This is a genomic window from Amycolatopsis umgeniensis, assembly GCF_014205155.1.
In the GTDB taxonomy this organism is placed as follows: Bacteria; Actinomycetota; Actinomycetes; order Mycobacteriales; family Pseudonocardiaceae; genus Amycolatopsis; species Amycolatopsis umgeniensis.
This window is the reverse complement of sequence record NZ_JACHMX010000001.1, coordinates 8,343,859-8,356,772: the sequence shown is the minus strand read 5'-3', so window position 1 is coordinate 8,356,772 and position 12,914 is coordinate 8,343,859. Positions and strand designations below refer to the sequence as shown.

The following is a 12,914-nucleotide window of genomic DNA, read 5'->3' as shown; positions in this document are numbered from 1 at the left end:
GCGCGCCAGGTTCGCCAGGGTGACCGCATGGGGAACGAGGAAGATCAGGGACAGGACGTTCTGTGCGGGGTGTGCGGCGCGCGTCAGCCTGACAGCGACGGATTCTGCGACCTGTGGGGGTCGTGGCTTGCCGGTCAATCCCCGGGGGACGGCTATTCCCAGCCGGTTTCGACTCCTGCGGTCCTTCTCGAAACCACGGCATGGGTGGCGACAGCGGTCGCCTCCGGGGTGTTGGGAAACGCCGCGTACGACGCCCTGAAAGCCACCTACGACAAGATCACGCGCCGGACGCCTCTTCTTCGGGAGCAAGCGGATCGAGACGTGCTGCTCGCTCAGTTGGCCGTCGCCGCACGCTGCGGAGAGCTCGGGCTGCCCGTACCCGATCACTCCGGTCTGCGATGCACCGGCGCCTACGCGAGCGACTCGGAGAAACGGGTTTCCCTCGAATCCACGATCGGCGAGTAGCGGTCAGCTCGCGCCGACGGTCTTGGCGGGACGGACCGTGGTCGTGCCTGCCAGCTCGTTGTCCATGAGGCGGGTGACTCCCCCATCCGCAGCAAGGTGCTGAGCCGAACGACAGTGATCTCGTGACTCACCGCGGACGTTCCCAATGTCGCATTCGAGACGCTCAGCGACTCAAATGCGACATTGGGAACTCAGACCTGAGCCCAGCGATCCCTTTTGCCCGCGGAAGTCCAGCGGTAGGGTCGGGCGAAAGCGCCCGCGCCCCGCAGCGAGGAAGAAATTGCTGGACATCATCGGTTTGAGTGAAATCGACGTCGACGTTTACGATGCTTTCGCCGGCACCGGCTCGATGACCTTCGCCGAAATCCGGAAGCGAACCGGGGTGCCCAAGCAGCGGCTTCTCCGGGTTCTGCGCCTGCTCACCGAAAAAGGGTTGCTCATCAAGCTTCCCGGCCCGGCGGAGGCCTATTCGGCGGTGCGGCCGGAGATCGGGCTGGAGGCGATGCTCCGGCAGAAGGAACAGGAACTCGTGAGTGCGCGGCTGGTCGCCGACCGGTTGCGCGAGCGGTACCGGGCGACGTCCGGTAAACGTCCGGTCGATCTGATCGAGGTGATCCACGGGAACGTGCTCATTGCCGAGCGGGCCGATCAGTTGCTGCGCTCGGCCGAGGAGGAGGTCTCCTTCGTCGACAAACCACCTTACGCGCAAACGCCGAGTGTGCTGCACCCCGCCGAACGTGAACTCCTCGGCCGGGGTGTGCGATTTCGCGGGGTTTACGAGCGCAGCGGGCTGGAATCGCACGATCTGTCGTCCGACCTCGAGGCGGGCCTCGCCCTCGGCGAGGAGGCCCGCGTGGTCACCACCGCCCCGCTGAAGATGATCGTGGTCGACCAGCGAATCGGACTGATACCACTGCGTTCCGATCTCCCCGAGGTCGACACGGCACTGGTGATCCATCCGTGCGCGCTGCTCGACGCGCTCAGCGCGGTCTTCGCTTTCCTTTGGCAGAACGGGCTTCCGCTGCGTCTGCCCAGTTCGGCCGACCAAGCGGACGTCGCGCACTTCGACGACGCCCGCCTGCTCGCCTTGCTCACCACCGGGCTGCCCGACCGGAGCATCGCCAAGCAGCTCGGCATGAGCTACCGCACGTTCCAGCGACGCCTCCGCGATCTCATGACCGCACTCGGCGCGACCACCCGGTTCCAGGCCGGGCTCCAGGTCGCCACCCGGGGTTGGGTCACCTTGCCGGAGACCCAACCCCTGAGCGAGGAGGACGTCAGCGAAGGCGCGGGTTCACCTTCGCCACGTCCGTGAGCGCATAGGCCCGCTGGACCGTCTGCGTCACGGTGTTACCGGAGCTGTCCCGTGCGTCCGAACGCAGCCAGACGAAGCCGTCGGTCGCCGCGAGTCGCGGATGGTCCACCGTCGCCGACCACAGGCCGTTCCCGTTCGGCCGGACGGTCGCCGCCGTCCAGGTGCGCCCGCCGTCCGTCGACGACGAGAGCCGCAGCTGCGTCACCGGACCACCGCCACGCGCGCCGCTGTGCGAGCCGGCGAACACGTCGAAGGTGTACGGGCGTCCGGCCGGCGCGCGGCCGCCGAGATCCAGCGGCAGCCGGTTGTCCAGCTGGATGAGCGGCTGGAACGAACACGCGGTGCCCGACTGATAGCAGGAGAACCCGAGCGGTGACGCGGCGGCGGACCGCGCCGAGGCGAACGTCCACGACGTGTCGGTGCGCGGGGCGTTCTGGAACAGCACTCCGCTCGGGGCGCCGATCTGTGCCTGACCGGGCATCACGTCGGTCACGTCCAGCCGGTACGTGGCGGGAGTGGGCGCGAGCCGGAACACCGGGACGAGCGCGAGCGGATCGTCCATATTGGACCGGGGGATCTCGATCCCGTCCCGGTACAGCCGTGCCGTGCTCGCCGCGAAGTACCGCGCGTTCTCGTAGGGATTCGTGAAGTGCCCGCCGGAACCGGTGGCGGCCGTGCCGTCCATCCACTGCACCGCGGGGACGAACAGGTCGGGATCCGTGCCGCCGCGGCACATCGAGCACAGCACCGTCCAGCCCTGAGCCGTCGCCGGGTAACGTGCCGGATGGTCGGAGGGCAGCTCGACCGTCCCGCTGTGCATCGGTGCGCGGAACCAGTACTCGTCCGGCCTCGACCGCTCGCCCGCGCGGTAGATGTTCTGCGCGTTCATGCTCAGCGCGGCGCGACGGCCCGCGGTGTCGGTGCCGGACAGGGTGACCACCCGTTTCCAGACCAGCCGATCGTCCGCCGGGCCGGTGTACTCGGTCCACGTGCCCGGCACCGGGATCTTCGTCCCCTGCACCGCCTGCGTCTTCCACAGGCCGGTCGGGAAGGCGTACCAGGTCTTCTGCCCGGTCAGCCCCGGCTTTTCGGCCTGGTAGCTGGCTTTCGAGGCGACCAGCGACTTCTGGTCGACACGCCGGACGAGATCCTTGGGTACCCCGTTGCCGTCGAGGTAGCTGAGGTTGTACATCACGTCCGGAGCCGCGCGTACCAGCAACCGCACCGAAACCGCACCCGCGGTCCGCAGGGCCTCGCCTTCGTCCCAGCCGAGGGACAGGGTCGGCACCACCGCACTGCTCAGGCCCGGAACGCTCAGCGAACCCGGTGAACCGGCGTAGGGGATCAACGCCGCCCCACCCGCGGCGGCCACCGCGCGAACCGCGTTCGCGATGCCGGTGGAGACGGCGCTCACCGGGTCCGGCGACCCGGACGGTACCGGGATCCGTGCCAGGACGGCCTTTCCCTTCACGTCGAGACCGGCGAGATCACTCGAGCCCCCCGCGCCGCCGAACACGACCGGCAGCGTTCGTTCACCGGGAGACTTCGCAGTCAACGTCGGCACGTCGTACGCGGGATTCACCACGGGCGAACTGCCGCCCACGACCCGCATCTCGACCGCGGTCTGGGCCAGCGTCGCGCTGTCCTGCAACGTGATCGCACCCGCCGAGGTGGCCTCCGCGGGTGTCACGCGCACATCCCAGCCCGCGCCCGCTGTCAGCCCGGCTTCGCCGACGTAGCCGTTCACGCCCGCTCCCGCGGGGATCACGCGCCGCAGCATCACCGTGCGGTCCCGCAGGTCGGTCGGTGTGGGTGTGACCAGTCCCGTCGGGACGGCGCTCGCCGCGTTCAGCGTGATCTCGGCCGGGGCGGTGACAGACACCTGCGTCGCGCTCATCGCCGACCAGCGACGCACCGCCAGCCCACGCTCCATCACCCAGCCGAGTGCCGAATAACGGCCGGCGGGCACGAGCACCCGGCCGACCCCGTCGACCAGGCCGATCTGCTGGCTGACCTGGTCGAGGAACGGGTCATTGCGGTTGCCCGCACCGGCCGCGTCGTCGATCAGCTGGGCCGACGCGATCTGAGCCGGGCCGCCCGCCGAGTCCCGTACCCGGATCGTCACCGGGAACAACTCGGCCGCGTTGTAAGTGCTCACGGCCGTCCGCACGGAGTTGGCCCCGTCCGCGGTCGTGGCCACCACTGCGCCGCCATAGACGCCCGCCACCCCTTCGCTCGGATTCACGGCGAGGTCGACGGTGGTGCTGGACTTCGGCGGGATCGACAGATCCGTTTTCGCCAGGCGCATCCCGGTGCCCGGCTTGGCGCCGCCGTCCCATGGCTGCACGGCCAGCTTCAGGTTCAAGGCCAGCGGCCGGTCACCGGTGTTGGTGTAGGACAGCTGCCGTACGACCTGCGCCGCGCTGTTCGTCGTCCGTTCGTTACGACCGAAGCTCGCGACAGCGGTACCGGTCGCCTTCTGCGAGACGGCCCGTGCGACGTCGAGGAGTCCGGCTCCCTGCTCGTACCAGCGAAGGCCGACGTCCTTGGCCGTGGTGACGAGCGTGTTCTTCAGTTCCTGCCAGGTGAGCCCCGGCCGCTGCTGCAACAGGATCGCCGCGGCGCCCGCGACATGCGGCGTCGCCATCGAAGTGCCCGATGCCGCGGTGTACGAGTCGTCCACCGGTTCGCCCATCGCCGTGTCCGCCGCCCGTGCGGCGACGATCCCGACACCCGGTGCGGTGATCTCCGGTTTGACCACGGCGTCCCGCAACCGCGGGCCGCGGCTGCTGAACCACGCGATCTTGTCGTCCCTGTCGACCGCACCGACCGTGAGCGCGGACGTCGCCGCTCCCGGCGTCGTGACGCTTCGATCGCCCGGCCCGGAGTTCCCGGCCGCGACCACGAACAGCGTGCCGGACTTCGCGGAAAGCGTGTCGATCTGCTCGCTCAAGGGGTCGGCTCCGTCGCTCACACCGGCACCCAAGCTGAGGTTCACGATCTTCGCGCCCTGGGCGACGACCCAGTCGATCCCGGCCATCACCTGTGCGGTGTCACCTTCGCCGGAAGCGTCGAAAACCTTGGCCACCACCAGTTTCGCGTCCGGTGCCACGCCCTTGTAGCGACCGCCCGAGGCCGCGCCGGTGCCGGCGACGATCGACGCGCAGTGGGTGCCGTGGCCATGGCGGTCCACGACGTCACCGTCTCCGCTGAAATCCGCCGAGGTGATCGTCTTGCCCGCCAGGTCGGGATGTTTCTCGTCGATCCCGGTGTCCACCACCGCGACCGTGCTCCCCTTCCCGGTCCAACCACCGCTCCACGCGGACGGAGCACCGACCTGGCCGGTGCTCTTGTCCAGCGCCACCCGGACCTTCCTGTCCAGCCGGACCTGTGAGATCCCATGGTTCAGAACGGGTTTCCCGCCCGGGTCGAACGCGACGAGCGAACGCCAGAAGTCGGCCGTGCCCGCTTTCCTGACCTGCACACCCACCCCGTTGGCCGTGACGAGCGGGGTGAGTCGCTGGGTCTGCGGGAGCGTCTTCGCTTTCGCGTCCAAAGACTGCGCGGACTGAGCCGACCGATCGCCGTAGCGCACGATGACCGGGATGGTGGCGCTCGCCGCGTCGTCACGCCGGTCTCCGACGAGCGCGGTGACGTTGAACAGCTCCCGGCCGAGCAAACCCTTGCCCACGAACGGAAGCGCGTCGGACGGATACACCATCAGGCCTTCGACGGTACTCGTGATCTGGAACGCCGGACTCGGCCGGTCCGGCCGCACCGCCGGTTCGACTTGAGCGCTGTCGTGCCCGGTGCCGTCTCTTTCGTAGGTCACGATGTCACCGGTGAGCAAGGTGACGCGATGGACGTCAGGTCTCCCGGCGACGGGAGGGGATCCGGCGGTGGCAGCGGTCGCGGCGGTCGTGATTACCGGTAGCGGGGACAGGGCGACCAGTGCGGAGGCAGCCAGAATCGCCAACGGGTGCCGTGGGCGTCTAGTCAAGTGACTCTCCTCGGATAGTGAGAAGCGGCCGTGAGCACGGCCGCCGCGAAGATGGAGTTTCCCGAGGATGAGGCAGGACTACCTGAATGAAAATAACTCTCGGTGGCGGTATGTCGCCGTTGGCGAGATACCGCCATGGAAGGGCCCGGACCGCCGACGGCGGCCCGGGCCCGGTCGAGAGGGGTCGGTCTCGTGGACCTACTGACCCGCGCTGCGCAGCTGGAGCGAGAAGTCCTGCCGGTTGTTGTCGGTGTCGGTGCTCAGGATGTTGCGGCTGTTCGACGCGTTGAGCTGATCGGTGGCGGCGCTCTCCGGAGTCGCGGCCTGGCCTTCACGCGCGGGCAGGACCGCGTTGCTGAAGCCGACACCGTCGAGCTTCGTGCCTGCCAGGTTCTGCACCGTCACGCCACCCGTGGTCGGGATGCCGTCGACGCCGGCCAGCGTGAAGGGGATGACGTTCGTCTGGTCGGAGATGGTGCCGGAGAAGTTCTGTCCGACCAGCACCGCGTACTGGCCGGCGGTGAACTTCGGCTGCAGGATCGTGCCCGCCGGCATGACGATCGTGTCGGTCAGGATGCCCGAGGGCGAGTAGATGCGGACCAGGTAGCCGCTGATGTCCTGCGGCTGGCTCGAGATGTTGCGCAGCTCGATGAACTCGTCGAGCTGGCCGTTCACGCCGCGGGTCGAAACCTCGTTGACGACCACGGTGGACGAGACGAGCGGCGCGACCTCGGTTCCTTCACTCTCGCCTGCCGCGTTCGCGACACCGCCAGCCATACCGATCGCCAGCATCGCGAATACCGCCGAAGCACCCAGAATTCGTCGCATGAGAAATTCCTTTCAGCTTGCTTGCCGGGGGTTTTATTCGCCAGACCGGAATCCTTTCAACCGGTGGCGACCAGATAAGTATCCGAGAACCGGGGCACCGCCGGGAAGGGGCCAGTTTTTCGGTACTTTCCCGTCAGTCGATAATTGTCCACCGTCGCTCGGGCGCGTCTTTTCGCCGTCGTCTTCTCGCGACCGCGGCGGCGATTTCGAGCTCACGGCTGGACGTGTCCAGGACGTCGCCGAGCCACTGCCGCCAGTACGGACCGGGGATGCGCTTTCCCCGCTCCCAGCGGGAAATCTCCTCCCGGGTGACGCTGTCGTTGCCCGAGAGGGTATGCAACTTCGCGACCAGGTCACACTGTGACCAGCCTTTCGCGATTCGTTGTTCGGTGAGCAGCTCGCACAGCGGGGTCGCGTCCCCGCGGTTGCTGTTCGCGGTCACGACCGCACCTTTCTTGCACTGGCGAACGGATTTCACGGACGGACAAGCAGACGACACTCAGTCGATCGGCCGCACACAGCCGAAGTCGGCCTTGTTGTTGTCGGTGTCGCGACTGACGGCGTCCCTTGCCTGAGCCAAACCGGGACAGGCCGAAGCAGCCTGGTTCTCGCGACAGGGCGAAGACGGCGCCCATCCGATGCTGTCGACGCGGGCTCCGCGCCGGTCCAGCAGCATCTCGCCGTCGCCGACGATCGCCTCCACGACCAGCTGCTGCACTGTCCCGCCGAAGCCCTGTCCGGTGATGAGGAAGTGGTCACCGGCGGCGATCTCGCTTCCGGCGGGCACGGTGGCCAGCTCGACGGGCACGGCTCCGCCCGTGCACGCCTGGACGGACCAGCCACCGATGTCGAGCGTGGTGGTAGTGGTGTTGCGCAGGTCGATGTAGCCCGCCGGACCGCCGAGCACCTCATGGATCTTGACCGACGAAGGCCGGACGGTATCCGGGACGGGGGTTCCGGCGAGCGCGAGGAGCAGGAGCAGGGAACCTGGCTTCGTCATGACAGCAACGCTAGGAAAACGGTCTCGGCGCCACAGGATACGGCGGGTACCGAACCTCGGACGGTCTCGGTACTTCCGGTACGTCGCACACCCGACCGGCCTAGCACCGATACCCGGCAAGCCGCTCCGCGGCATACGACTCGCCTTCGTGCGACGTGGAGTCCAGCCGTGGCAGCGGGTTGCCACCCGGCCGGAAACGCAGTGCCCGGAACAGGTCACGCCTGCTGCCGAAGCCCAGTTTCTGTAGGATCCGGCTGACGTAGTTCTTCACCGTCTGCGTCGCGAGGTGCAGTTCTTCGGCGATCTCGTCGTTGGACCACCGGTAGAGGATCAACGCGAGGATCTCCTCCTCTCGCCTGGTCATCAGGCTCGCGTACCGCACGGCTTCGGTGACCGCCGGCGGGGTTCCCCCTGCCTGCAGGCAAACCCGCTGCCCGGCGAGGGTGGAGCGCACCGCCGACATCACCTGGCCGCCGTCGGCCGACTTGTGCACGAAACTGTCCGCGCCCGCGTTCAGCGCCATGGCGATGGCCGAAGGCGAGGCGTCACCGGCGAAGACCAGGACGGTCGCGTGCTCGAGGTGCTCCTTGACGAACCGGCAGATCGCCGTCCCGGCGGGCTCACCCCAGATCGACAGCTCGGTGATGACCATGTCGGGGTGGCTCTTTTCGCACTGCCACAACGCTTCTGGCTCGCTCGCGGCTTCGGTCACCGCCCCCACCCCCGCCGAGTCCCGCAACAGCCTGCTGAGCGCGTATCTGATGAGGGGTTGATCGTCTACTACCAGCGTGGTGAGGCGGTTCATGGTTCCCCTTGGGGTCTTTGACGGGCGCCCGGGGTGGCACCGGGCCGTGCGGGCGGTCCGGGCGGGCGGCGCCCGCAGTCGCCGAGAACAGGTTTGCTCGCTCGGGCGATCCGTCGAACCGACCGCCGTGGCGACGTCGGTACTCATTTTTCGCCGAATCCTCTTTCGTCGCCGTCCGGCATGGATCTTCTCGCTTCTCCTCGCGGGTGAGGACCCGCAATCGGGTGACAAGGGAGAAAAGTCACACGCGAGATGGCCGGATCTGGGCCGGACGGCCGAACGGGGATACAAATTCCGAACCCGCCGTGACGGATGCGTGGAAGCCGAATCCTTGTTGCGCTGTCAAGGTCCCCTCGGGTACGGATCATCCGTTCGCGCCCCCATTCATCGTACTGGATTGGTTCCTTTCGTTGGAAAACCCACGTGATCGGATTCTGCGATCTCGTCCGATATCGTCATCGGAAAGGCGTATTGCCCGGCCCGCTTCCGGTAATGCGCATTCGTCGAGGGCAACGCCGCACCCGGCTGCTAGGCCGTTCGGCCCCACCTGGATGAAGCGGCCTTGATCGTGGACCATGTCGGGTGGGGGTGGGGCGGATGCCGCGTGAGGAAAACCCGTTGGCCGCCGGGAACGGGCCGTTGGTGGAGTTCGCACGAGATTTGCGGCTGTTGCGGGAGAAGGCGGGTAAGCCGACCTATCGGGTGCTCAGCGCGCGGGCGCATTACTCGGAGGCCGCGCTGTCGCAGGCCGCCGCGGGGCGAAAGCTCCCCAGCCTCGACGTGACGCTGGCGTACGTGCGGGCGTGCGACGGGGACTCTGAAGAGTGGGAGCGTCGGTGGCGCGAGGTGTCGGTGGCGCTGCAGCCGCCGGAACCGCCGGCCTTGGACGATTCGCCGTACACGGGGCTCGCGCCGTTCCGGGTCGAGGACGCGGCGCAGTTCTTCGGCCGGGAAACGCTGGTGGAGGAGGTGCTCGACCAGCTGACCCGGCATCGGGTCGTGGTGGTCGTCGGCGCGTCCGGCACCGGCAAGACTTCTTTGCTGCGGGCGGGAGTGACGCCGAAGCTGGCCGGGCCCACCGTGGTGCTGACGCCGGGTCCGCATCCGCTCGAGGAGTGCCTCATCCGGCTGGCGCGCCTGGCGGGCACACCGGTCGCGCGGCCGACGGACGATCCGCGGGGACTGCACCACGTCGTCCGGCGGATCGCCCCCGAAGAGGGCGAACTGGTGCTCGTCGTCGACCAGTTCGAAGAGGTGTTCACACTCTGCGCCGATCGCACCGAGCGGATCCGGTTCATCGACCAGTTGCTCACGGCGGCGACCACCGAGCACAGCACCTGCCGGGTGGTGCTGAGCGTGCGCGCCGACTTCTACGGGGATTGCGTCGGGCATCCCGCGCTGTCGCACGCCTTGCGCGAAGGGCAGGTGACGGTCGAGCCGATGTCGATCGACGAGTTGCGCGAGGCGGTCGTCCGCCCCGCCGCGCTCGTGGACTGCAGGGTGGAGACCGCGCTGGTCGCCCGCGTCGTCGCCGACGCCGCCGGACAGCACGGTGTGCTGCCCCTGGTCTCCCATGTGTTGATGGAGACGTGGCGACGTCGTCGTGGCACGACGTTGACGTTGAAGGGATACGAGGCCGCGGGCGGGATCGAACACGCTGTCGCGCATACGGCCGAAGTCGCGTTCACCGCGCTTTCCCCCGGACATCGTCGCACCGCCCAGCAGGTGTTCCTGCGGCTGTGCGCGCTCGGCGAGGGAACCAAGGACACCAAACGGCGGGCGAGCCGGGACGAACTGGACCAGCTCGGCGGTGACGTCCGATCGGTGCTGGAGCACCTGGCGACCGCGCGGCTGCTCGTGCTGGGCGAGGACAGCGTGGAAATCGCGCACGAAGCCCTCATCCGCTCGTGGCCACGCCTGCGCGAATGGCTCTCGGAAGACCGCGAGGGGCTGCGGGTACACCGCGAACTCACCGACGCCGCGGCCACCTGGCGGGCGCTGGACAAGGACTCGGGCGCGCTGTATCGGGGCGTGCGGTTGGCGCTGGCCCAGTCGTGGGCCGAGCACCACGACGGGGCACTCAGCCAGTCCGAGCGGGACTTCCTGGCGGCCTCGGTGGCCGAAAGCACGCGAATCGACGCCGCCGAACGAAGACGGGTGTCCCAGCTGCGTGCGCTGGTGGCGTTGTTGAGTGTTCTTCTCCTGATCGCGGTGGGGGCGACCTGGTACGCCGCGCGAGCCGCGCAGGTCTCCGCGGCACAGCGAAACTCCGCTCTCGCGCAGAAGGTGGCCACACAGGCACCGGCGCTGCGCACGGTCGACCCGGCGCTGGCGGGGCAACTCGCCCTCGAGGCCTTCCGGCTCGACCCGACCGCCGACACCCGCGGCAGCCTGCTCAGCACCGTCATCGGACCCCGCACCACCGTCCTGACCGGCGACGAAGCCCGGCGGGCGGTGGCGTTCGGGCAGCGCGGCACGCTGCTGGCCAGCGCCGGCGACAGCCGCACGGTGCGGCTCTGGCGGCTGCCGTCGCCCCACTCCCCCGAACCCGCGGCGGAGATCACGGGCAAGTCGGAGCGAGTGGAGTCGCTGGCGTTCACCCCCGACGGAGCCCGGCTGGCCGCCGCCGGGCACGACGGGGTGGTGTCGTTGTGGAATGTGGAAAACCCCGACGTACCCCGGCTGCTCGCCGAGGTGCGGGCCCACACCGAAGCGGTGTACCACGCCGGATTCAGTCCCGACGGCACCGCGCTGATCACCGCGGCCAACGACGGCACCGCCGCGCTGTGGGACGTCCGCGACCCGAGCACGCCGACCCGCGTTTCGACGCTGACCGGCCACGACGGCCCGCTGTCGTGGGCCGAGTTCGACCCCGGCGGGCGCGGCGCGGTCACCGCCTCCGACGACGGCACGGTCGGGCTGTGGGATGTCACCGACCGCGCCCGCCCCGTCCGTACAGCCCGCCTGCCGGTCCACTCGGCCGTGGTCAACTCCGCCGTGTTCAGCCCCGACGGCGCGCTGTTGCTCACCGCCGGATTCGACTCCTCCGCCCGTTTGTGGGATCTGCGGGCCGAGGGCGGGCCACGGGAGGTGGGCCGTCTGGCCCAGCACCGGGACACGGTGCAGGCGGCCCGGTTCTCGCCCGACGGCAAGACCGTCGTCACGACAGGGTGGGACTACACCGCGCTGTTGTGGGACGTGTCGGCCCCGGCGGCGCCCACCGTGATCGGCACCATCGCGGGCCACACCAACACCGTTTGGGCGGCGGACTTCAGCCCCGACGGGCGAGCCGTCGCCACCGGGGGCAACGACGGCACGGTCCGCCTCACCGACGTGCCCGGCAGGATCCTGGGCGGGCACACCGACACCGTCCGGGCTTCGGCGGTCTCGGCCGACGGGCGGACGGCCGCGACAGGCGCCCGCGACGGCGCCGTGCGCCTGTGGGACGTCGCCGACCCGGACCGGCCCCGTCGGCTGGCCCTGCCCGCGTCGCAGATGGCCAAGGTCCGTTCCCTCGCGCTGAGCCGGACGGTGCTGGCCGCCGGGGACGTGGACGGGCTGGTCCGGCTGTGGGACGTCTCCGACCCGGCCCGCGCCCGCCTGCTGCCACGGCCGATTCAGCATCCCGGCACCGCGCGGACGCTGAGCTTCAGCCCGGACGGCGCCGTACTCGCCGTCGGCGGCGACGATGACGAGCACGTGATCCGGCTGTGGTCGCTGCGCGACGCTTCCCGGCCGCTCGCCGTCGGGGAAGTCACGGGCGCCACCGACTTCACACCCGCGCTGGCGTTCTCACCACGCGGTGATCTGCTCGCCTCCGCCATGTCCAGAACCGTGCGCCTGACCGACGTTTCGGATCCCGCCCGGCCTCGGCTGGTGGCGACCCTGCAGGGCCACACCGATCGCGTTCTGGCGCTGGACTTCGCGCCCGACGGACGACATCTCGTCTCCGCCGGACTCGACCGCACCGCACGCGTATGGGAGGTGCGCGACCCGCACTCGCCGTCGCAAGTCTCGACGCTGGCCGGGCATCACGGCGCTGTCCCCGCGGTGGCCTTCTCACCCGACGGTTCCCGGATCGCCACCGCCGCGTACGACCACACCGTCCGGCTGTGGGACGCGCACGACCCCCGCGCACCCGTACCGTGGGCGACCCTCTCCGGTCACCCCGGCGAAGTGCACACGGTGGCCTTCTTCCCGGACGGGCGGAACCTGCTCGCCGGCGGGCGCGACGGGGTCGCCCTGTTGTGGCGGATCGACCCGGACGACGCGGCGGCCGAAGCGTGCGCGCTCGCCCACCCACCGGTCACGACGGAGCAGCGCGCCGCGTACTTCCCCGGCGTCGACACGTCCGCGCCGTGCCGATGACGCCCGTCTGAGCTGGTCAGGCGCTCGTCATTCTTCACCGGTCTTTCTTAACCGGCCGTCCGCCGACCGTGAACAACGGCGCGCCGGTAGATCTGGGCCCTCACCTCGCTGCACTGGGGCGCACGAGGTACAC

At 69.3% G+C, this 12,914-nt stretch carries 8 protein-coding genes; 3 read left to right on the top strand and 5 right to left on the bottom strand.

What is annotated here, in order from left to right:
* Positions 1 to 27: 27 nt before the first annotated feature.
* Together HDA45_RS38230 and HDA45_RS38225 are read left to right on the top strand one after the other, a co-directional pair.
* Complete coding sequence (locus HDA45_RS38230) at positions 28 to 465, top strand: hypothetical protein (RefSeq protein ID WP_184903794.1); 438 nt, start codon at positions 28 to 30, stop codon at positions 463 to 465.
* 280 nt (positions 466 to 745) lie between these two features.
* On the top strand, positions 746 to 1,780 hold the full coding sequence (locus HDA45_RS38225) for a helix-turn-helix domain-containing protein (RefSeq protein ID WP_184903792.1): 1,035 nt from the start codon (positions 746 to 748) through the stop codon (positions 1,778 to 1,780).
* Here the strand turns inward: HDA45_RS38225 and HDA45_RS38220 are convergent.
* The 5 genes from HDA45_RS38220 to HDA45_RS38200 all read right to left on the bottom strand — a co-directional run bounded on the left by HDA45_RS38220 (position 1,743) and on the right by HDA45_RS38200 (position 8,413).
* Entirely contained in the window at positions 1,743 to 5,612 is a 3,870-nt protein-coding gene (locus HDA45_RS38220; RefSeq protein WP_343072250.1) for a S8 family serine peptidase, read from the bottom strand. The two genes, HDA45_RS38225 and HDA45_RS38220, sit on opposite strands and share 38 nt — an antisense overlap.
* A gap of 366 nt (positions 5,613 to 5,978) precedes the next feature.
* Positions 5,979 to 6,608 carry a lamin tail domain-containing protein gene (locus HDA45_RS38215; protein WP_184903790.1) on the bottom strand — a complete coding sequence of 210 codons (630 nt, stop codon included), beginning with the start codon at positions 6,606 to 6,608 and terminating at the stop codon, positions 5,979 to 5,981.
* A 133-nt stretch (positions 6,609 to 6,741) separates the two neighbouring features.
* Positions 6,742 to 7,050, bottom strand: coding sequence for a helix-turn-helix domain-containing protein (locus HDA45_RS38210; RefSeq protein ID WP_184903788.1), 309 nt, complete (start codon positions 7,048 to 7,050; stop codon positions 6,742 to 6,744).
* A gap of 57 nt (positions 7,051 to 7,107) precedes the next feature.
* On the bottom strand, positions 7,108 to 7,608 hold the full coding sequence (locus HDA45_RS38205; protein WP_184903786.1) for a lamin tail domain-containing protein: 501 nt from the start codon (positions 7,606 to 7,608) through the stop codon (positions 7,108 to 7,110).
* A gap of 100 nt (positions 7,609 to 7,708) precedes the next feature.
* Positions 7,709 to 8,413 (bottom strand): response regulator transcription factor, encoded by a 705-nt coding sequence (locus HDA45_RS38200; protein WP_184903784.1) that lies wholly within the window; start codon positions 8,411 to 8,413, stop codon positions 7,709 to 7,711.
* A 597-nt stretch (positions 8,414 to 9,010) separates the two neighbouring features.
* On the opposite strand from HDA45_RS38200, the gene HDA45_RS38195 reads away from it, so the two are divergent.
* On the top strand, positions 9,011 to 12,781 hold the full coding sequence (locus HDA45_RS38195) for an nSTAND1 domain-containing NTPase (protein WP_184903782.1): 3,771 nt from the start codon (positions 9,011 to 9,013) through the stop codon (positions 12,779 to 12,781).
* The last annotated feature ends 133 nt before the right edge of the window (positions 12,782 to 12,914 follow it).

What these genes read in the sequence shown, in the direction of transcription:
- HDA45_RS38230 (WP_184903794.1), top strand. Translation starts at nt 28, where the DNA reads ATGGGGAACGAGGAAGATCAGGGACAGGACGTTCTGTGCGGGGTGTGC.
- HDA45_RS38215 (WP_184903790.1), bottom strand. Translation starts at nt 6,608, where the DNA reads ATGCGACGAATTCTGGGTGCTTCGGCGGTATTCGCGATGCTGGCGATC.
- HDA45_RS38205 (WP_184903786.1), bottom strand. Translation starts at nt 7,608, where the DNA reads ATGACGAAGCCAGGTTCCCTGCTCCTGCTCCTCGCGCTCGCCGGAACC.
- HDA45_RS38200 (WP_184903784.1), bottom strand. Translation starts at nt 8,413, where the DNA reads ATGAACCGCCTCACCACGCTGGTAGTAGACGATCAACCCCTCATCAGA.
- HDA45_RS38195 (WP_184903782.1), top strand. Translation starts at nt 9,011, where the DNA reads ATGCCGCGTGAGGAAAACCCGTTGGCCGCCGGGAACGGGCCGTTGGTG.